16 protein-coding genes are annotated in these 20,176 nt (G+C 63.5%); 3 read left to right on the top strand and 13 right to left on the bottom strand.

Annotated features, from left to right (window positions below; genetic code table 11):
* Positions 1–3: 3 nt before the first annotated feature.
* The 9 genes from AC1TQG_RS05895 to AC1TQG_RS05855 form a co-directional block, all read right to left on the bottom strand.
* Positions 4–540: a nuclear transport factor 2 family protein gene (locus AC1TQG_RS05895; RefSeq protein ID WP_482135998.1), complete on the bottom strand. Its 537-nt coding sequence runs from the start codon at positions 538–540 to the stop codon at positions 4–6.
* A gap of 2 nt (positions 541–542) precedes the next feature.
* Positions 543–1,979 (bottom strand): aldehyde dehydrogenase family protein, encoded by a 1,437-nt coding sequence (locus tag AC1TQG_RS05890; protein WP_482135997.1) that lies wholly within the window; start codon positions 1,977–1,979, stop codon positions 543–545.
* Between the two features lie 51 nt (positions 1,980–2,030).
* Positions 2,031–3,737 (bottom strand): thiamine pyrophosphate-binding protein, encoded by a 1,707-nt coding sequence (locus AC1TQG_RS05885; protein ID WP_482135996.1) that lies wholly within the window; start codon positions 3,735–3,737, stop codon positions 2,031–2,033.
* A complete protein-coding gene (locus AC1TQG_RS05880) occupies positions 3,727–4,656 on the bottom strand; it encodes an SDR family NAD(P)-dependent oxidoreductase (protein ID WP_482135995.1) in 930 nt (309 codons plus the stop codon). The genes AC1TQG_RS05885 and AC1TQG_RS05880 overlap by 11 nt, the downstream gene beginning before the upstream one ends.
* A complete protein-coding gene (locus tag AC1TQG_RS05875) occupies positions 4,653–6,488 on the bottom strand; it encodes a flavin-containing monooxygenase (protein ID WP_482135994.1) in 1,836 nt (611 codons plus the stop codon). Before AC1TQG_RS05875 ends, AC1TQG_RS05880 begins: the two co-directional genes overlap by 4 nt.
* Positions 6,489–6,537: 49 nt before the next feature.
* On the bottom strand, positions 6,538–7,923 hold the full coding sequence (locus AC1TQG_RS05870) for an aromatic ring-hydroxylating oxygenase subunit alpha (protein ID WP_482135993.1): 1,386 nt from the start codon (positions 7,921–7,923) through the stop codon (positions 6,538–6,540).
* Positions 7,924–8,008: 85 nt separating this feature from the next.
* Positions 8,009–8,872: an SDR family NAD(P)-dependent oxidoreductase gene (locus AC1TQG_RS05865; protein ID WP_482135992.1), complete on the bottom strand. Its 864-nt coding sequence runs from the start codon at positions 8,870–8,872 to the stop codon at positions 8,009–8,011.
* 8 nt (positions 8,873–8,880) lie between these two features.
* The gene (locus AC1TQG_RS05860) at positions 8,881–10,473 is read right to left on the bottom strand and encodes an SMP-30/gluconolactonase/LRE family protein (protein ID WP_482135991.1); all 1,593 of its coding nucleotides are present in this window, start codon (positions 10,471–10,473) and stop codon (positions 8,881–8,883) included.
* Between the two features lie 265 nt (positions 10,474–10,738).
* A complete protein-coding gene (locus AC1TQG_RS05855) occupies positions 10,739–11,866 on the bottom strand; it encodes an NDMA-dependent alcohol dehydrogenase (RefSeq protein WP_482135990.1) in 1,128 nt (375 codons plus the stop codon).
* A 152-nt stretch (positions 11,867–12,018) separates the two neighbouring features.
* Between AC1TQG_RS05855 and AC1TQG_RS05850 the strand changes: the two genes are divergently transcribed.
* Positions 12,019–13,014, top strand: coding sequence for a hypothetical protein (locus AC1TQG_RS05850; RefSeq protein ID WP_482135989.1), 996 nt, complete (start codon positions 12,019–12,021; stop codon positions 13,012–13,014).
* A gap of 57 nt (positions 13,015–13,071) precedes the next feature.
* Positions 13,072–15,525 carry a penicillin-binding protein gene (locus AC1TQG_RS05845; RefSeq protein ID WP_482135988.1) on the top strand — a complete coding sequence of 818 codons (2,454 nt, stop codon included), beginning with the start codon at positions 13,072–13,074 and terminating at the stop codon, positions 15,523–15,525.
* Between the two features lie 39 nt (positions 15,526–15,564).
* Here the strand turns inward: AC1TQG_RS05845 and AC1TQG_RS05840 are convergent, their stop codons facing one another.
* Entirely contained in the window at positions 15,565–16,152 is a 588-nt protein-coding gene (locus tag AC1TQG_RS05840) for a TetR/AcrR family transcriptional regulator (protein ID WP_482135987.1), read from the bottom strand.
* Between the two features lie 150 nt (positions 16,153–16,302).
* Here AC1TQG_RS05840 and AC1TQG_RS05835 point away from each other — a divergent pair, with 150 nt between their 5' ends.
* A complete protein-coding gene (locus AC1TQG_RS05835; RefSeq protein WP_482135986.1) occupies positions 16,303–17,322 on the top strand; it encodes an aldo/keto reductase in 1,020 nt (339 codons plus the stop codon).
* Between the two features lie 4 nt (positions 17,323–17,326).
* On the opposite strand, the gene AC1TQG_RS05830 is transcribed toward AC1TQG_RS05835, so the two are convergent.
* The 3 genes from AC1TQG_RS05830 to AC1TQG_RS05820 form a co-directional block, all read right to left on the bottom strand.
* Positions 17,327–18,394, bottom strand: a complete 1,068-nt coding sequence (locus AC1TQG_RS05830; protein ID WP_482135985.1) for a DUF6670 family protein — start codon at positions 18,392–18,394, stop codon at positions 17,327–17,329.
* A 10-nt stretch (positions 18,395–18,404) separates the two neighbouring features.
* The gene (locus tag AC1TQG_RS05825; RefSeq protein ID WP_482135984.1) at positions 18,405–18,566 is read right to left on the bottom strand and encodes a hypothetical protein; all 162 of its coding nucleotides are present in this window, start codon (positions 18,564–18,566) and stop codon (positions 18,405–18,407) included.
* Between the two features lie 78 nt (positions 18,567–18,644).
* Positions 18,645–20,066 (bottom strand): MFS transporter, encoded by a 1,422-nt coding sequence (locus AC1TQG_RS05820; protein ID WP_482135983.1) that lies wholly within the window; start codon positions 20,064–20,066, stop codon positions 18,645–18,647.
* Positions 20,067–20,176: the final 110 nt, after the last annotated feature.

The following is a 20,176-nucleotide window of genomic DNA, read 5'->3' as shown; positions in this document are numbered from 1 at the left end:
CCCTCAGAGCCGATCGGCTGCAGCGAAGAAGTGCTCGCTGTGATCGCCGACCGATCTGGCGGTGTAATGGTCACCGGAGAGCGGTGCACCCATCAAGCCCTGCGACCAGTCCGCCGACGCGCCGTCGTTACGGACCCAGTCATAGAGCATGGTGCGGTGCGCAATACGCCATTCGCCGCCCCGTTTTTCCATCCGGTCGAGATATCGCCCGCCGATCACGGCATCGCTTTCCTCGGTACCCATGTTGACCCGGTGATAAGCCGATATGTGGGTTTCGGACAGTGCCACATCGCCATTCAGCTCCGTCAATGTCTGCCCGAGGGTGTGCTGGGTGACGGTGATCGCCGGCGAGCCCGGCACCACCCACGCCAGGTATTCGTCGAAAGAGCCGGCGAAGATCCCGAAGTCGGTGGTGGCGTCCGGCCAGTAGGAGGTAGTGATCAGTTCCGCATCTCGCCGATCCTCGCCGCGGGCGACCCGGGCGAGGCACGTGCGAATTGCATGGTGGTCGAGTAGAGCCTCCAGATCGTTACCGCTCATCGCTATTCGCCGTCACCCTCCGGCGCGTATCCCATGATGCCCTTGATCTCCAGGTAGTCGTGGAATCCGAACTCGCCCCATTCGCGTCCGTTACCGCTCTTCTTGTAGCCGCCGAACGGAGCGCCGAAATCGAAGGCGGAGTTGATCGCCACCGACCCCGCACGAATTCGGCGGGCCACCGCGCGCGCGGCGTCGAGATCGGCGCCTGCGACAAATGCGGCCAGGCCGTATTCGGTGTCGTTGGCGATCTCGACGGCGTGGTCGACACTGTCGTAGCCCAGGATCGTCAGGACCGGCCCGAAGATCTCCTCGCGGGCAATTGTCATGTCGTTCTTCACATCTGCGAAGACGGTGGGCTGGACGAAGTAGCCCTTGGTGATCCCCTCCGGTAGGCCGGGGCCACCGGCAACCAGGGTGGCACCTTCATCGATGCCCTGCTGGATCAGTTCCTGGATCTTGTCGAACTGCGACTTCGCGACCACCGGGCCGATGGAGAAATCACCGTTCGGATCGCCCACGGTGACCGTGGCGGCCGCGGCCTTGGCGATGCCGATGGTCTCTTCCATCCGCTCGTTGGGCACCAGCATGCGCGCGGGCGCGCTACAGGTCTGTCCCGAGTTCAGCATCATGGTGACCACGCCGGTACTGACGTTGTCGGCGAAGGCGGCGTCGTCGAGGATGACGTTGGGGCCCTTGCCTCCGAGTTCCTGGGTGACCCGCTTGACGCCGGCCGCAGCATTTTTCGCGATCTCGATTCCGGCCCGGGTGGATCCGGTGAACGAGATCATGTCGACGTCGGGATGGCTCGAGAGCGGAACACCCACCCCCGGTCCGTCGCCCTGCACGAGGTTGAAGACACCGGCGGGGACGCCGGCGGCCTCGAGGATCTCGGCGAAGATCTGACCGTCGAACGGCGAACGCTCCGACGGTTTGAGGACCATGGTGCAGCCGGTGGCCAGGGCGGGGAACACCTTGACCGCGATCTGATTCAGCGGCCAGTTCCACGGCGTGATCAGCCCGCAGACACCGATCGGTTCCTTCACGATGAGCGCGCTGCCCTGCTGCTCCTCGAAGGTGAAGCCCTTGAGGACCTCGATGGCGGTGCTCAGGTGTCCGGCACCCAGATTCACCTGGAATCCGCCTGCCAGCTCTTTTGGTGCACCCATCTCTTCGGTCAGGGCAGCACCGATGTCGGGCATGCGTTTCTGGTACTCGACCGCAATGTTTTCCAGCACAGCGACCCGTTCGGCGACGGAGGTCGCCGACCACGAGGGGAAAGCCTTACGGGCAGCGGCAACCGCCCGGTCGACGTCACCGGCAGAACCGGCGGCCACCGTGCCCGCGACCTCTTCGGTGGCGGGGTTGATGACGTCGAAGGTGCCCGACTGCGCCGGATCCACCCACTGGCCATCGATGTAGAACTTCAGATACTCACGCATGATTTCCCCAATTCATCGATATTGCCCGATACCTCTGTTGCGCTGTATGACTCACTGCTGACCTTCGGCGTACCAGGTCCGGAACTCGTCGTAGCTGGGCATCTCTTCCGAGTTGGCCTTCGGGTCGACGGCCACATGGATGACGCCTGTCTTACCGCTGGCGTAGGCCCGCTTGATGGCGGGGGCGATGTCCTCGTCCCGTTCGACGTATTCGCCGTAGCAACCGAAGCCCTCGGCGATCTTGTCGAAGCGGGTTTCGGTGCTCCAGTGGACGCCGGTCTCCCGGGATCCATGACCGAAGGTGCGCTTGTAGACACCAACTTCCAGGCCCCAGGCGTAGTCGACGGCCACCACGCAGACCAGCGGAAGCTTCAGTCGGGCCGCGGTTTCGAGTTCTGCGATGTGGAACTGGAACGATGAGTCGCCGGTGATGAGCATCATCGGACGTTTGCCGCCATCGGCAACGCCTGCGCCGACGGCGTACGGAAGTCCGGTACCGAGGTGGCCGAAGTTCTGATTCCACATCACGTCATGCGGTTTGGCCTGCGAGTAGGTCCAGCCGAAGATGGTGGTGGCGCCGCCGTCGCGGACCATGATCCCGTCTGCGGGGAAGTCTTTGGTGGCCTCGACGATAAGACGCGCCGGATGCACCGGTGTCTGGCCTGACGGCGCCGTCTCGGCCAGCTCCGCGAGCTGCGCGGCGTCGCCCTTGATCCACTGCTCCAGCTCCGGTGTGGCGGTGCGGGGCGAATCCTTCAGAGCCGCAACGAGTTGGGGAACGATTGCACGAAGGTCGCCGACGAGGGGTACATCGATCGGCCGGTTGACACCGATGGCCGACGGGTCCTGCTCGATCAGGATCCAGCTGCGGTTCGCTTCGTTCGGTACCCAGTGGCGCCCGCGCCCGAAGTGGACGGGTTCGCCGAGTTCGGTACCGACCGCCAGGCAGAGGTCGGACTTGACCACGGCATCGACAGCCGACTTGGAGAAGCCGTAGGGGAACGTGCGGTCTTCGAGACCTTCGATGAACGACGTGCCACCCGAGGTCTGGATGACCGGGCAGGCCATCAGATCGGCGAGTTCCTTGACCGCGGCGCCCGCGCGCGAGGTGTGAACACCGTGTCCGACAAGCAGAACGGGCTGCTTGGCCGCGCCGATGAGTTCCTTGGCCTTGTCGATCCAGTCCTGGCCTGCGGTCTGACCCACGAGGCGGTACTTGGACGGGGGGAGGATCGGCCGGTCCTCGACCTCTTCGAGGATCACATTCTGCGGGTATTCGATGTACACCGGTCCCGGTGTGCCCGACAGGGCCTTGCGCAGGCCTTCGCGGATGATCTCGTCGGTCTGGTCGGCGTATTCGATGCTCGCGTTGTATTTGACGGAATTCTCGACCAGCGCGGTTTGCTGGACGAACTGGATCCGTCCGCGGCGGACTCGCTGTTCGGTGATCCGGGCCCGCTGGCCGCCGAGGAAGATGACGGGAGAGTTCTCGACCTTGGCGCACATGATGGCGCCTGCGAGGTTGGCCAGACCCGGGCCCAGGGTGCCGATACACACGGCGGCCTTGCCGGTCATCCGGGAAACGGCCTCGGCCATGAAGCCTGCCGACTCTTCATGGTGCGGGGCAACAACATTCCAGCCGCGTTCTTCGGCGAGGTGGAACAGGTGAACGAAGTTCGGATCGGGGATACCGAAGATCGTGTTGATGCCCTCGGCCTCGAAGAGGTCGAGAATTCGTTCGTAGACCTTAACTGACACGTGCACTGCCCTCCATGGCTGTCGTGAAGCTTTTCGTGATGTGTTCGATGTGACCCGACGGGACCACCGGCAGAATCCAGGGGTCGCTGGTGTCGCGGATGGTGGCGATCTGTTCGCCGACCTCCTCGATCGTCCAGGACGGTTGGTAGACACCCGGTGTTTCCGCGACAAACGCCCGCGCGATGCGGCCGGCGATCGCGACCAGCATTTCGCCGGTGATCGAACAGGTTTCGTGTGCAAGCCATCCCACCGCGGGGGCGGTCAATTCCGGGCCCATCGGCGGATACGCCGACGTGTCCAGGCCCTCGGCGAGCCGGGTCAGGGCGGCCGGAAGGATGACGTTTGAGGTCACGCCATGCTCGTGGCCCTCGAGTGCCGCAACATTCGAGAGCCCGATGATCCCGGCTTTGGCGGACCCGTAGTTGGCAACGTTCTTGTTGCCGTAGATCCCGCCGATCGACGAGGTCAGGACCACACGTCCGTATCCGGCCTCGCACATCAGCGGAAATGCCGGTCGCACAACATGAAACGCGCCCCGTAGATGCACGTCGAGGACGGCATCGAAATCCTCGTACGACATCTCCGTCAACGGTGCGTAGCGGTTGTTGCCCGCGTTGTGGATGAGGATGTCGATCTTGCCGTAGGTGTTGATCGCGGTGTCGATGATCGCTTTGCCGCCCTCGGCGGTGGCCACCGTGTCGGTGTTGGCGACGGCTTCGCCGCCCGCGGCTTTGATCTCTGCGACCACTTCATCCGCCGGACCGCTGTCGACGTCCTCGCCGCTGATCGCGCTACCCGGGTCGTTCACCACCACCTTCGCGCCCTTGGACGCGAGGAGCAGGGCGTACTCCCGGCCCAAACCGCGACCGGCGCCGGTGATGACGGCGACCCGATCGTCGAACCTGAGTTCGGTGCTCATTTGTCCAGCACCAGACCTTCCAGCTTGCCGGTGCCGCGCCACCCCTCCAATAGTTCGGTGAGCTCGTAGAAGCCGCCCCAGAAGGGATCTCCGAGGAATGAACGCCCGTTGGGTTCACCCTCGCTGTTGTAGTAGCCGGGTGTGCATTCGGTGGTGAATGTGCTGTTGTCCACCGAATACTGGCGGACGGTCTGCACCCAGCCGTCTTCGGCTTCAGGGGTCGGCTCCACATAGGTGGCGCCACGATCCTGTGCTTCCTTGACGATGTACGCGATGTGGTCGGCCTGCTGTTCGAACATCAGCGTCGTGGCCGCGGTCACGCCGCCCTGGATGAACCCGGTGGCGAAGTGATTGGGGAACCCGTTGGCCATGATGCCGTGCAGGGTGCGGAATCCCTTACCCCAGTGGTCATACAGCGACGTTCCGTTCTTGCCGGCAAACGGTGCGATGTCGTACTGCCGGTCGAGGGCGGTGGTGATCTCGAAGCCGCTGGCGAACACGATGCAATCGAACTCGTGCTCGACGCCATCGACCATGATGCCCTTCTCGGTGATGCGCTCGACACCCCTGGTCTCGGACACGTCGACGAGCGTGACGTTGTCGCGGTTGAAGGTCGGCAGGTACTCGTCGTTGAACACCGGACGCTTACACATGTTGCGGTAGTACGGCTTCAGGACCTCTGCGGTCACAGGATCTTCGACGATGGACTCAACGCGCTGCCGCAGCCGTTCCATCGACCGGTAGTCCTCGTCCTCCTTGAGTTCCATGAACCTTGCGGGATCCGCCAGTTCGGCCCAGCCCTCGAAGTTTTCGGTGGCGTTCAGTTTCGCGGCCAAGTTGCGGGCGACCTCGGTCCAGCCGTCGCAGATGAGGTCGGGCTCGCCGGGGTTGTAGAACGCGAACGCCGCGTTGTGGAAGTTGCGCTGACGTGCTGCACGCCAACCGGGTTCGAGGCTCTGAACCCATTCGGGGTCGGTGGGGTAGTTGGCGCGTTCGAAGATGTACGACGGCGTCCGCTGGAAGACGGTCAGGTGCTTCGCGCCCTTCGCCAGGTGCGGAATCGCCTGGATGCCACTGGAACCCGTGCCGATGACGGCGATCTTCTTGTCACCGATCTTGTCGAGTCCACCGTGGAGGTCGCCGCCGGTGTAGTCGAAGTCCCAGCGGGCGGTGTGGAACGTGTGGCCCTTGAAGTCCTTGATGCCGGGGATACCCGGGAGCTTCGGACGGTTGTAGGGGCCCTGGCACATGATCACGAAACGGGCGCGGATCTCATCGCCACGGTTGGTCTTGATCTGCCAGCGGTTGATCTCGTCGTCCCACTGCAGCGACTGGATCAGGGTGTGGAAGATCGCGTGGTCGTAGAGGTTGAAATGCTTACCGATCCGCTGCGCGTGTTCGAAGCACTCGTCGCCCTTGGAGAACTTCTCCTTCGGCATGTAGCCGGTCTCTTCGAGTAGTGGCAGGTAACAGTAGGCGTCGGAGTCGATTTGGATTCCCGGGTACCGGTTCCAGTACCAGACACCACCGAAGTCTCCACCGAGCTCGATGATCTTGAAGTTGGTGACGCCGGACTCCTGCAGACGGTGCGCGGTGATGAGTCCGGACAGGCCGCCACCGAGTATGACCACCTCGATGTCGTCGGTGATCGGTTCCCGGGGCGCCACCGGCGTGTACGGATCGCCCTCATAGAAGTCCGCGAACTCGCCCTCTGCCTCCAGATACTGCTGCTGTCCTTCCGGGCGCAGGCGCTTGTCTCGCTCGAGGAGGTACTTTTCCCGAAGGGCCGCTTTGTCGACGTCCGGGGTCTGCGTAGGTGCGCAGTTCTGCATGGTGATTCCTAAGCTCGAGGTTCGGGGACTTTGGTAGTGGTGGAGGGGATCAGGCCAGATCGGTGGGCGCGCCGGTGCCCAGGTATTTGGCGAGGTTGTGGTGCAGGTTGACGATGCTGCGCTCGCGATACGGGTTGGGCTTGGGGCCGGAGAACCCACGCGATTTCACGCCCTTTTGCATTGCGGCCATGTTGACGAAGTCCTGAGGGAGAACAGTGCGCCAGCCCGGGTCGTCCGGCGGCGCGTACTCCCACTCCGTCTGCGGCTCTTCGCCTTCCGGGAACAACTCGAAGACGGCAGCTTCGAAATAGCACTTGTCGGGGTCGTCGCCGTATGGCCGGGCGCTGTAGCAGAGCATGTTGTTCAGCGCGTGCCCGATCTGGAAGTTGGGGAAGATCTGCCAGGCGGTGCCGCTCTGGGAGACGGTCGCCGGATCGACGGTTGGCCAGATCACGCCACGATCGGCATCGTCTTTGCGGGCCGAGGCGAGCCAGTGCGCGAGTACCTCGCCCGGCGGGGTGCCCTCTGGCAGCTCGTCCACCAGCCGCTGCGCGGCGTCAACGAGTGTGCGGGTGGTGTTGGTGTTGGCGTTCTCCCAGGTGAAGTTCTGCAGGTCGATCGTCGAGATGCGGGCGTCGGGACCATCGGCCACCCGCAGCTTGGCCTGATTGTCTTCCATGCCCTTTGGTGCGTCGTAACCGATGTTGCTGTGTTTGCCCTGCGCTCTGGACCAGCCGAGAAAGGTTCCGTAGGCCCGGAACTCGGGGTGGGTGTAGGGGACGTGATAGGTCTCCATGAACGCTTCGAGTGCGATCTTCCAGTTGCAGTCGAAGACAAGCCATTTGCGCCACCGGTATCGCATGTTCTGGAGCTGGAACGGGTCGAGCAGGCTTGCCGCCGGTTCCAAGTAGTCCCGCAATGGTTCACAGTCCGGATCCATGTTGATCCAGATCCAACCACCCCAGGTGTCCACCTGAATGTTCTTGAGCCGGGCTTTCTCATCGGTCAGCCCGGTTGGCCAATCCGAACGCTCTGCCGCCCAGGTGTTCTGGCCGTCGAGGTCGTAGGTCCATCCGTGGAAGCCACACACGAAGGTCCGGCAATTCCCTTTGGCCTCATGCTTGCCGTCCGGGGTGTCCACGAGCCGGCGCCCCCGATGCGAGCACACGTTGTGGTACGCGTTGATCTTGTCCGCGGTCGACCGGGCGATGATGAACGAGTCATCCATGATCTCGTAGGTCAGGAAGTCGCCGACATTGGGGATCTCTTCGACTCGGCCAACCTGCTGCCACACCTTGTTCCACAGTTTGTCTTGCTCGGCGCGCAGGTAGTCCTTCGAGGTATACGCCTCAACGCCGATCTCGAGCGGGGTCACTGGGGGCTCGTCGTCGGTGGTGGTGACGATTCTCTGGATATTGTCGACTGTGTCGGTCATGACATTCTCCTGAAATATATTGTCGTGATTGCTTACTCGGAGCGTGTTGTCGGGCTCGTACTCAGTGCGTCTGCGACGACGAGGATCACTGCGTCATGGCGGCGCGGAAGTTCTCGTCCTTGAGGAACAGCGAGGTGTGGTCGGCGCCCATATGTGTCCACTTGAGGTTCAGGCCCCCATCGACGAGCAAGGTTTGTCCGGTGATGTAACTCGAGAGATCGGACAAGAAGAACAGGATGGCGCCTGCCTGTTCCTCCGGGCGGGCCCGGCGGCCCATCGCGATTGCGCGTCGGTCCCGCTCCGGATCCTTGTCGACATACATCTCGGAGGACGGCGTTGCGGTCACACCGGGCGCGATGGTGTTCACCCGGATGTTGTCGGTGGCCAGCTCGACGGCCATGGTGCGCGTGGCCGCCACCAGAGCCGCCTTGGCCGTTCCGTAGGCGATATGGAAAGGCGCGGTGTTCATTCCGCTGATCGACGAGATCGACACGATCGATCCGGGCAGTTCCTGTGCCTTGAGTTCGGCGGCGACCGCCTGACTCATGAAGAACATCGTCTCGAGGTTCTGGGTGAACAGGTCTCGCCAGTCGGAGCGGGTCACCCGGGTGGCAGGCATCCAGGTGGCCGGAGCGGCGCCACCGGCGACATTGACCAGTCCGTAGAGCCGACCCTCGGTCTGACGTGCGACGTCCATGACGGCGGCGATGCCCTCGTCGGTGGCGGCGTCGGCGGCGACTGGGATGACGGAGAGACCTTCGCCCACAAGGGGATCGATGTGGGTCTTGAGGTTGTCTTTCGATCGGCTCACCGCGATGACGGTCGCACCGGCCCTGGCGATCAGGCTGGTCACCGAGGTGCCGATACCACCTCCGGCGGCGCCCGAGACGATGACGACCCGGCCGGTGAGATCGACGAAACCGTTGCTGTCGGTTGGGGAGTTCGCCATGGCTGTGATCAGGCCTCCTTGCGTAGTGCCAGCACGCTGCCCTCGGCGTCACCGGAGATGTAGATGGTGCCGTCGTGGCCGGCTGCGATACCGGTGAACGGACCCTGGGGTCCGGAGAACGGCACCAGGCCGAGCAGCGGCTTCGGAGTGACCCCGGGAGGAGCGCCGACCGGGAGGTCGGTCGCGATGGTCTGGCGACTCTTTGTTTCCAGGTCAAAGGCGATGAGTGTCTTGGCCCCGACATCGACGATGTACAGCGTCTGGCCCTGAACCAGGAGACCGTGTGGACGCTCGAGTCCGTCCACAACGGTGTCGGTGCCCGAACCGGTCACCGCAACGACCTGTCCCGCACCGGATTCGGAGACCAGGAGAGTTCCGGAGGCAGTAAAGGCAACGCCGGTCGGATGGTCGAGCCCGCTCGCCAGGACTTCTGAGCTGCCGGATCCGACGGAGTGCACTTCGCCGGCACCGAAGTCGGCGACCGCGATGGCGCCGGTACCAGAAACCGCCACACCGTAGACCTGATCGAGCCCGGTGACCAGGACTTCGCTTTCGGCCTGGGCGGCGTCGTACCGCGAGACGTCGCCGTTGCCTGCAACGATGAACTGGTCCTTGCCGATTGCCGTCATGCCGCGGATGTAACCGGGGTAGCCGGGACTGAAAAGCATTCCCAGAGTTCGCAATTCGCCGTCGGCCTCGAGTGCGAGCAGGAACGTTCCATCGGCGATGTAGAGGGTGCCGTCCGGTCCCACCGTCAGGTCGAGCGGCCAGGTCAGGCCGTCGGGGAGTGCGGTGCGGGTCTCGCCGCCGCCGAGGATCTCGGTGATCTGACCGGTGAAGCCGGACACGAAGAGTCGATCGCCGACAAAGGTGAGGTTGTCGAGGCCGGGCCCGATCTGGGCGGACACCGTCTTGTCGCCGCTGCGGGGGTCGATCCGCAGGACCTGGCCGGAGCCGACCTGGGTGGAGATGATGAATCCTGCGGAGTCGAACTTGACCGCAGTCGGGCCACCGAGGTCGGCGGCGACGCGCTCGGGTTCTCCACCGTTGGGGTCGATCCGGAAGATCTCGTTGGTGGCGACCAGCGGGTAGTAGAGCATCCCGTCGGGGCCGACCTCCATGGCGTTGGGCATCGGGAGGTTGTCGGCGAGCACCTTGGGGGCGCCACCGGCGGGGTTGATCTCCATCAATCGTCCGCCGATGCGGCACTCGTTGACGAACAATCTGCCCTGGTGGATGGTGATCCCGTTGGCGCCCGGAAGATCGTCGCGCAGCAGTCGGGTACTCCCATCAGGGCTCCGGACGCTGACGCGGCCGTCGTAGTACTCGGTGATGTACATGTCGCCGCTCGCATCGAACGCCATGTCGTCAGGAGCGACGATGTCGCTGCCCTGGGCGCTGATGGTCTCGACATCGCCGGTGTCGATGTCGAGTGCGCTGATCGTGCTGCCCGCGACCTGCGCGATGTAGACGCGCCCATCGGGGCCGGATCGGATCCCGTTGGCGCCGAACAATCGGCTCGGTTCGGTGACTCGGCTCAGATTCCACCCCTCGGCGAGACCGAACGAGCTTTGGCTTGTGTAGCGGGCCGCCTGTACCAAGGTGGGCCTCCTGTCGTGAGGAATGACGCCGGGTCCTGAACGAATGACACAAAGTGCGGTCGTGACGCAGACCACATTTCTGGAGGAAGTGTAAGCGTGAATCCCTCAGGTTTACAAGTATTGCTATCCTTATGAGGATTGGAGTAAGTTGGGTCGCTCAGGGGGTCCTAGCGGCTCAAACGTGAACACCCACCGCACGTGGCGGTGGGTGTTTCTGCTGTGCGACGTCCCGGAGGGCTTCGCTACTGCGGGCTCCAGGGTCCCGTCAGTAGTCGTCGTCTCCGTAGACGACGACGCCTCGCAGGTTCTTTCCGTCGGCCATGTCCCGGTAGCCCTGATTGATGTCCTCGAGCCGGTAGGTGGTGGTGACGAGCTCGTCCAGCTTGAGGGCGCCCGAACGGTAGAGGTTGAGCAGCTTGGGGATCTGGGTTCTCGGCCCGACGCCTCCGAAGATCGCTCCCTGCACCCGCTTCTGCAGCAATGTCAGTTCGAACAGATTCAGGTCGGTGGCGATCTGGTCGTACGGGCCCATCGCGGTGACGATCACCTGGCCACCCTTGCCGGTCAGTGACAGGGCTTGCTGGATGTACTCGCCCTTGATCTCGCCCATGGTGAGAATGACCGTGGTCGCCATGGTGCCCCAGGTGAGATCGGCCAGCTGGGGCAGCGCTTCCTCCATCGAGGAGAAGGAATGTGTGGCGCCGAAGTCGAGTGCAGTCTTTTGTTTGCCCTCGACGGGGTCGATCGCCACCACGTGGCGCGCCCCGGCGTAGGCCGCGCCCTGGACCGAGTTGATACCGACGCCGCCGATCCCGGCAACCACGACGGTGTCGCCGGGTCTGGTGTTGCCGATCTCGGTGGCCGAACCCCAGCCCGTCGAGACGCCGCATCCCAGTAGGGCGGCAGTCTTCAGTGGGATGTCCTTCTCGATCTTCACCACGGATGCCTGATGCACGGTGACATAGGGGGCGAAGGTGCCCAGCAGGCACATCTGAAGAACGGGGGCACCGTCTTTCGTGACCCGGAACGTGCCGTCGGCAATGGCTTGGCCGGTCAGCAATCCGGCCCCTTTGTCGCAGAGGTTTTGCAGGCCGCGAGCGCAGGAGGGGCAGGTGCCGCAGGCAGGCACGAAGGCGAGCACCACGTGATCGCCTTCTTCGAGGCCGGCCACGCCCGGTCCGACTTTGGTGACGACGCCTGCGCCCTCGTGTCCGCCGAGCACCGGAAGGATCGGGATGGGGCTCGAGCCGTTGACGATATGGGCGTCGGAATGACACAGGCCCGATGCCGCCAACCGCACCTGGACCTCGCCGAACACCGGGTCGCCCAGATCGACCTCGTCGATTTTCCAGTCGGTGTTGAGTTCTGTCAGGATCGCGGCTTTCGTTTTCATGGTGGTTCCTTCTACTCGCGCCGTAATGTGATTTGAGTCACTCTAGTGAGGTGACGTGAACGACGTGCGGGTTTCGGGGTCGGTGTGCGAACGTGAACGGAACTGTTCACGCACGTCGGGGCTTGGTGGACGGGAGAACTGAGGGAGGGGCGATGCGCGGACTTCCGATAGCGGTTCTTGGATATGGGCCGGTTGCGCGGGCCTATATCAACCAGATCGGCGCGCACCGCGATGAGTGTCGAAAGCGGCATGACGTCGATCTGAGTGTTGTCGCGGTACGCACAGACCAATCGCAGGTGGTGTGCGACGGCGAGGTTCCGCCTCTGTCCGAGTGGAAAGAACTCACCGATCTCGCTGATTTCCTGGGTGAGGTCGAGGCGAAGGTTGTGGTGCAGGCGGTCCCGTCGGCCGACATGGACGCGTCGCAGGCGGTGTCGGACGCCACGATCGCGATCCGGTGCGGTGCGCATCTGGTCACGGCAACGACGTCGACGCCGCTCTACGGATGGAAGCAACTCGAGCAGTTGGCAATCGACTTCGGTTGCGCGGTAAGGATTTCTGGCGCGGTCGGCGGGATGTTGCCTGCCGTCGACCTCGCGCGGTCGCTCGGGCAGGGGATATCGGTGACGTCGGTGAGTGGATGTCTGAGCTCCACCGCCACATACGTTCTGGACCAGTTGAGTGAGGGCGTGACCCTGGACCTGGCGACCGCCACCGCCCGGCAGACCGGAGTGATGGGTAACGATGCCACCACGGAACTGTCGGGGGAAGATGTGGCGACCCAGCTCCGGATCCTGACCGGACTGTTGTGGGCGCGCGATCCAGCCGATGCCGAGGTGCTCCTCGAACCGATCACCTCGGAGATCGAGCGTTCGGTGTTCCGGTCCGGACGACGGGGGTTGCGACTGCGTCAGGTCGCTGTCGCAGACCACGACCTCCCCGACCTGGTGACGGTGTCTTTGCGCGTGGTTCCTGCCGATTCACAACTGGGCCTGCTCCGGTGGCCCGACAAAGCAGCGATCTTCGACTGCGGTGACTTCGGATCGATCACGATGTTCGGCGGCGACAGCAGCCCCGCCGGCGTCGCGCAATCGATGATCAAGGACACCCTTTCCCTGGTTCACGACGCCACACCAGGTTTGCGATAGCGTGCGGTTTCGCCTCTCAAAGTTTCCGCGATCCCTTTTGTCCGTAATGTATCGATCGTGTCGAAATCTAGGTCGTTGTGGAGCTTGTTGGGCTGTTGTGTGCTTGCAGGCGTTCTTGTCGCAGGTTTGTTGTTCCCGATAGCCGGTGGCGTGGGGTTCACGGCCGGGCGTGCTGCCGGAACTCTCGAGAACGTCGAGTCGGACTTGGTCGGGGGTCAGGTGCCGGAGGTGACAACCATGACCGACACCAACGGCAGGCCGATCGCCTATCTCTACGATCAGCGTCGATTCCAGGTCGGCTACAACGACATCTCACCGGAAATGGTCCGCGCGATCATCTCCGTCGAAGACCGGCGATTCCTCGAACACGACGGCGTCGACTGGAAGGGGACCATGCGCGCATTCGTCACCAACCAGGCTTCCGGCGAGGTGCAGCAGGGTGCATCGACCCTCGACCAGCAGTATGTGAAGAACTACCAACTGTTGGTCCTGGCCCGCACCGATGCTGAACGTCGAGCCGCGACGGAGACCACCGCGGCTCGCAAACTCCGTGAGATCCGGATGGCGCAGTCGCTGGAATCGAGCCTGACCGAGCAGGCCATGCGCGAGAAGAACCTCGATGCGGCCGCAGCAAAGCAAGAGGCCAAGAAGGCGATCGTCACCCGCTATCTGAACCTGGTCCCGTTCGGCAACGGCGCCTACGGCATTCAGTCCGCCGCGGACACCTACTTCGGCAAGCCTGCCAAAGACCTCACCGTTCCTGAATCGGCGATGCTCGCCGGCATGGTGCAGTCGAGTTCGGCGCTCGATCCGTACACCAACCCCGAAGGTGTTCTGGAACGACGCAACATCGTGCTCGACACGTTGATCGCGAACTTCCCGGCCCGTGCCGCCGAGTACCAAGCGGCGAAAGACCTTCCGCTCGGCGTGCTGCCGTCGCCGCGCACGATCGATCAGGGTTGTATCGCGGCCGGTGACGCCGGGTTCTTCTGTGACTATGCCTTGCAGTTCCTCGCCGACAACGGGATCAGCCGGGATGAGATCACGCGTGGCGGTTACCTCATCCGCACCACGCTCGACCCCGAGATCCAGAAGGCAACCCACGACTCCGTCCGGACGTACGCATCGCCGGACCTCGAGGGTGTTGCCAACGTGATGGACGTGATCCGGCCGGGTACCGAGTCGCACGACGTCTTGGCGATGGCATCGAGTCGCGACTACGGCCTGGATCGCGATGCCGGGCAGACCGTTCAGCCGCAGCCCTATTCGATGGTCGGTAACGGAGCCGGGTCTGTGTTCAAGGTCTTCACCGTTGCCGCCGCGATGGAGCGTGGCCTGGGTGCCAGCTCGTCGTTGCAGGTGCCGAAGACCGTGCAGGCAAAGGGCATGGGCAGTAGCGGCGGCGTCAACGGCTGCCCCGCCAATACCTACTGCGTATCGAACGACGGAAACTATCCGGCGAAGATGACGGTGACCCAGGCGTTGGCCCAGTCGCCGAACACCGCGTTCGTGAAACTGCTGCAGGACGTCGGAGTCGAGCCCACCGTTGACATGGCTGTGCGGCTGGGCTTGCGCTCGTACACGGCCCCGGGCTCATCGGGTTACGGCGATCAGAGTCTGGCCGACTACGTCAAAGAGAACAACCTCGGTTCGTTCACTCTCGGACCGACCGCCGTCAACACCCTGGAACTGTCCAACGTCGCCGCCACGCTCGCTTCGGGCGGTGTGTGGTGCCCGCCGAATCCGATCGCGTCGATCACTCAACCGAAGCGCGACGCCAACGGCAATCAGATCCTCGATGCGCAGGGCGGTCCGGCGGTCCAGGAGGTGCCATTCGAACGCCCGGCCTGCGAGCGGGTGGTCGAGGAAGGTCTGGCCAACACCCTGGCCAACGCCATGAGTGAGGACGACCGTGGTTCCGGAACCGCAGCAGGCGCCGCGGGCTCGGTGGGTTGGAGCCTTCCGATGTCCGGCAAGACCGGCACCACCGAGGCCAACCGGTCATCGGCGTTCCTGGGTTTCACCAACAACCTGGCCGGTGCCACCTACGTCTACAACGATTCACCGGTGATCTCCGAACTCTGCTCGAATCCGCTGCGGCAGTGTGGCTACGGCAGTCTGTACGGCGGAAACGAGCCGGCCCGCACCTGGTTCTCGGCGATGCTGCCGGTTGCCGGGAAGTTCGGCGAAACGGCGCTACCGAAGAATGATCCCAGGTATGTCGCCGGGGTCGGCGGCAAACAGGTTCCGTCCGTGGTCGGGATGTCCTCTGATCTGGCGACGTCCACCCTCGAAGGGGAGGGTTTCAAGGTGACCACCGAGAACGTGGCCGGCGGGCAGCGAGCCGGGACGGTTGTGTCGGTGACACCGAGTGAGTCGGCGATACCGGGCAGCACGATCACGCTTTCGGTCAGCACCGGCCGTGCGGAATCGACCAGTCGCCGCCCCGCTGCACCCACCACGATCACCGTTCCCGGAGTCGGGCCGATCGAGATCCCGGTGCCGCGCTGACGGCGACTACCGGCCGCGTCGGATCGCGGTGGTCGGCGGTCAGGCGAGGCGAAGGCCCTCGATGAGGACCCCGACCATGCGCCGAGCGTTGTACCCCTCGTCGTGCTCGTTGCCGATGCACAAATTCCCGACCGCACGCATCAGCTCGTAAGCGCCTATGTCAGAACGTATTTCCCCGGCCTTTCGGGCGGCTTCGAGGATGTCGGCGCAGACCGGTACGAGTCGGTCGATGAAGTAGGCGTGCAGCGTCCGGTAGCCCGCCTCGTCCGACTGAAGTGCCTCTGCGAGGCCGTGTTTGGTCACGAGGAAATCGGCAAAGAGATTGATCCACGACGCCAGGGCCGCGTGTGGCGAAGTGCCATTGGCCAACAGTGCGGGGCCCGCCTCGGCACACGCCTCGACCTGGTGCCGGTAGACGGCGACGATGAGGTCGGAGCGTGTCGGGAAGTGGCGATAGATCGTGCCGACCCCGACCCCGGCCCGGGCGGCTATGTCGCGAACTGCCGCATCGACGCCGGACTCGGCAAATGCGGCCGCTGCTGCGTCCAGCAGCGCCTCATTGTTTCGGCGCGCGTCGGCACGCTTCTTCGGCACCGGCGACCCCGGACTGCTCTCGTTCTCGGCCACTTCGCCCCTGTCTGAGGATTCCCCTTGGCAAACGGAACCTTGTTCCGTATGTTGGTTAACGGAACGTCGATCCGTTTATCCAGGATGCCAGAGCAGTTGATGCGGCACCAGTCGGGCGTTCCTCCGAAATCCCTATCGAGGAGAGATCACATGCAGTACCGCACTTTGGGTCAGACGGGTGTGCAGGTCAGCACGCTGGCGTTGGGCGCGATGAACTTCGGCAGTATCGGTCGGGTCAGCACGGAGGAGTCCGCCGCGATCGTCGACGCCGCAATCGACGCGGGCGTCAACCTCATCGATACCGCCGACATGTACGGCCAGGGGGAGTCGGAGGAGATGGTTGGTGCGGCGATCGCAGGCCGACGCGACGACGTCGTCCTGGCCACCAAAGCGACCATGCCGATGGGCGATGAGCGCAACCATCGGGGTGGTTCGCGCCGCTGGCTGATCACCGCACTCGACCACAGCCTGCGTCGACTGGGCGTCGATCACGTAGATCTCTACCAAATTCATCGATGGGATCCGACTACAAGCGACGAGGAGACTTTGTCGGCACTCACGGATATGCAACGCGCAGGAAAGATCCGATACTTCGGGAGTTCGACATTCCCGGCGTACCGAATCGTGCAGGCGCAGTGGTCCGCCAGATCGAATCACGCGAGCCGGTATGTGACCGAACAGCCCAGCTATTCGATCCTGCAGCGGGGTATCGAATCCCACGTCCTGCCGGTCACCGAGCAGTATGGACTCGGCGTGTTGGCCTGGAGCCCGTTGGCCTCTGGCTGGCTGTCCGGCGCAATCCGAAAGGATCGCGAAATCACCACGAGCCGTTCCGCTTTCATGCCGCAGCGGTTCGATACGGCCATCCCCACCAATCGCGCAAAGATGGAGGCAGTTGAACAGTTGGCGGTGGTCGCCGACAAAGCAGGTCTGACGATGATCCAGCTCGCGCTCGGATTCGTCACCGCGCATCCGGCCGTCACCAGTGCGCTCATCGGTCCGCGCACGATGGATCATCTGCATTCTCAACTCGCGGCCGCGGACACCGTTCTGCCGGGTGATGTCCTCGACGCGATCGATGAGATAGTCGCTCCCGGTGTTGACCTCGCTCCCGATGAGAAGGTTGACACTCCGCCGTCGCTCCTCGACCCGGCACTTCGTCGACGTTGATCGGTCAGCGGGTACGGCGATCGATGTATTCGACGTATCCGCGACCGGTGATGTCACGGCCCTGCCACGTTGCGGTGTAAGCGAATCCGCTGACAAATCCGGTGCCGAGACCGTAGGTGAAGGGGGTGTCCATGTCGGTGTGCACATCCAGCCAGGGTTTGCCGGCACCGTCTCGCACCACAAAGCGCGTGGACCGCGGTAGCGGCATGGGCGTTCCATAGGGTGTTGGCTCAGGTGCGTCTCGTACGGCGGTCACCTCGAATTGCACGTCGGTAAAACGGGTTCCGTAGCTGGTACGGGATCGATGCAGCGCGGTGGTCATCAACGGGGTGCCGCCGATCGAATACTGGCTGAGCAGAACCTGGTTGTCGTCGTCCAGATTGATGATGTGGTAGACGAAGTAGTCCAGCGGTGCCTTGAGGGATGCGGGAAGTGGCTTGGAGCGCAACAGGTACGGGCTCGGGCAGGCACCGTACTCGAATGCGCACAACCCTTCGACGGCGGTGTCGACGCCCCGGTGGCTGAACGTTCCGCGGTATTCGGTGAGAAGGCTCAGATGCTTGTAGACCGGTGTGCGAAAGAACCACGACACCTTGTCTGTATTGCGGAGTTCAAGGGAGATGTCGACTCCATTGAGGCTGCCCGTCAGTTGATACTTCGGGTAGGTGCCGGTCAGGGTCAGGTCGTCGCCGAACTTGATCAGCGAGCCGTCCGGGTGCGAGACGAAATCGATTCCGATCGCGTAGTTCCCAAAATGTGCGGGATGTGATGCTGCAGTGCCCGCGACCACCGCAGCGTTGTCACGGGGCTGCGCAGCCAGGGCCTGATCGTTGTCGAATGCCAGCGAACCGGTCGCGCCGACCAGTGACATGACCGAGAAGAATCGATGCGGTTCGGGTAGGTCGGGGATCATGATCCCGAAGTGGGTCCAGCCGAACCGTTTTGAACCCACGTGAGGTCGTATGAGGTCGGGCTCGTCGAAGGCGGAACCATCGGCGGCGCCGGCCCGGTCCACGGTACGGATCAGAGTTCGAAGGCATCGACGTAGTGCGTTCGATGCGGTGGGGTGCATCCGGCGATGCTCAGTCCTGGTCGTACTTGTCAGCTGCCTTGGTGCGTTCTTTTGCCAAGTCCAAGGCATGGCGTGCGGCGTCCTCGGTCGGGTATGGCCCCATCCGGTCGAAACCCCGCGGCATCTTTTCCTTGACCTCGCCTGTGGAGAGGTTGTAGTACCACTCGCTCATTGTCGCCCCTTGATCTGGTTGTCCACCATTCGTACCCCGCCGCCGACCCAATCCTCAAGAAGGCTCGCTGAATGCGGGTCAGTTGTGCGTCGGGCGGCTGTGAACGAATAGAGCGGCAGGTATCGCCACGACCGCGAACACGATCGCGGCAACCACCGCGCAGACGTGAAAGGCGGACTCGAAGGCTTCGGCGGGCGATTGTGTCAGTAGACCTTCGGCCAGCTGTGCTGTCAGGATTGATCCGAGCACACTGGTCCCGAGAACCCCGCCTAGTTGGCGGAACATGTTGACGGTGCCGCTGGCCATCCCGGCTTGGGCGGGAGCCACGCTGTTCATGGCGGCGGCGGTGGCGGGCGCGATGAGTGAACCGAATCCGATGCCCAGGACCACCAATGCGATGGAGAGGTCGGTCCAGCCATCATTCGGGTGTACCCGCAACAACAGCAGTGAGCCGGCAGAGGTGATCAGCAATCCTCCGGTGAGCATCACCTTGAAACCCAAGCGCGGCAGCAGTCGTGGCGCGATCCCGCTGACCACCACGTATGTCGCCATGAGTGCCAGGAGATGGAGACCGGTCGTCCACGCGCTCAGCGCGCCGACCCGTTCGAGGAAGAGTACCGAGATCAAGGACAGGCCCGTGAACCCGAAGAGGACGGTGGCGCTCACCACCATGACGGTGGAGAACGATGGTGAACGAAAGAGTTTCAAGTCGAGCATCGGCGCGTCGACGGCGCGCTCGTATGCGATGAACAAGGCCAGGGCACAGACGAATACAACGATCGCGACGATTGCACGCGTCGACCCGAATCCGTTGTGTGATCCGTCGATGACCCAAAACGTCAGGGAGGCGATGGTGGCAGTAGCGGTGACGAGTCCGGGAAGGTCTAGATGTGCGCCGGCCACCTTGCTCTGCGGAACCACGAACGGCGCGACAAGGGTCACGACGAGAGCAGCGATGGCGTTCACCAAGAAGACTGCGTTCCAAGAGAACTCACCCAGAACCGCACCGGCAGAGAGCGGCCCGATGGCCAGTCCGAGCCCGGAACAGGCGGCCCAGATACTGATGGCCTCGGTGCGCTCCTTGGGTTGGGTGAAGCTGTTGCTGATGATGGCGAGGCTGTTGGGTAGGACGAGCGCTGCGCCCACTCCGGTGATGGCCTGTGCGGCGAGGACCCATCCGCTGGAGTGTGCGAGGAAGGAGCAGAGGCTGCCCGCCGACATGATGGCCGACCCGATCACGAACGCTGTCCGGCGACCGATGACGTCGCCGAGGGTTCCCGAAGACAGCACCAGGCTGGCCACCACGAGCGCGAAGATGCTCGGGATCCAGACCATCGTCGCGCTGCCCGCCTGAAGATCCTCCTCGATGGCCGGAACGGACGAGATGGTTGCGGTGATGTTGAGGAATGTCAGCATCATGCCGAAACAGACTGCGGCCAGGGCGTACCAGCGGGAGTTGTCTGCGCGGGTGGGTGCCTCGACGGGCTGACCTATGACCATCATCCGAGCCTAGATGCTGGCTATTGCTTGCACAAGTCAGAGCTGGTCTTCTGCGGCTGTAAACGTGCCGTCATCGCGGCCTGTGATCACCACTGAACAGGGCAGCGCAG

Source organism: Williamsia sp. Y844 (assembly GCF_056786475.1).
Note: the sequence above shows the minus strand (reverse complement) of the source record. Positions and strands in the feature narration are given on the sequence as shown.

Bases quoted from the DNA above. Each gene is read 5' to 3' on its own strand.
- AC1TQG_RS05855 (WP_482135990.1), bottom strand. From the start codon at position 11,866: ATGAAAACGAAAGCCGCGATCCTGACAGAACTCAACACCGACTGGAAA.
- AC1TQG_RS05825 (WP_482135984.1), bottom strand. From the start codon at position 18,566: ATGAGCGAGTGGTACTACAACCTCTCCACAGGCGAGGTCAAGGAAAAG.
- AC1TQG_RS05875 (WP_482135994.1), bottom strand. From the start codon at position 6,488: ATGCAGAACTGCGCACCTACGCAGACCCCGGACGTCGACAAAGCGGCC.
- AC1TQG_RS05890 (WP_482135997.1), bottom strand. From the start codon at position 1,979: ATGCGTGAGTATCTGAAGTTCTACATCGATGGCCAGTGGGTGGATCCG.
- AC1TQG_RS05850 (WP_482135989.1), top strand. From the start codon at position 12,019: ATGCGCGGACTTCCGATAGCGGTTCTTGGATATGGGCCGGTTGCGCGG.
- AC1TQG_RS05870 (WP_482135993.1), bottom strand. From the start codon at position 7,923: ATGACCGACACAGTCGACAATATCCAGAGAATCGTCACCACCACCGAC.
- AC1TQG_RS05865 (WP_482135992.1), bottom strand. From the start codon at position 8,872: ATGGCGAACTCCCCAACCGACAGCAACGGTTTCGTCGATCTCACCGGC.
- AC1TQG_RS05895 (WP_482135998.1), bottom strand. From the start codon at position 540: ATGAGCGGTAACGATCTGGAGGCTCTACTCGACCACCATGCAATTCGC.
- AC1TQG_RS05820 (WP_482135983.1), bottom strand. From the start codon at position 20,066: ATGGTCATAGGTCAGCCCGTCGAGGCACCCACCCGCGCAGACAACTCC.
- AC1TQG_RS05880 (WP_482135995.1), bottom strand. From the start codon at position 4,656: ATGAGCACCGAACTCAGGTTCGACGATCGGGTCGCCGTCATCACCGGC.
- AC1TQG_RS05830 (WP_482135985.1), bottom strand. From the start codon at position 18,394: ATGCACCCCACCGCATCGAACGCACTACGTCGATGCCTTCGAACTCTG.
- AC1TQG_RS05835 (WP_482135986.1), top strand. From the start codon at position 16,303: ATGCAGTACCGCACTTTGGGTCAGACGGGTGTGCAGGTCAGCACGCTG.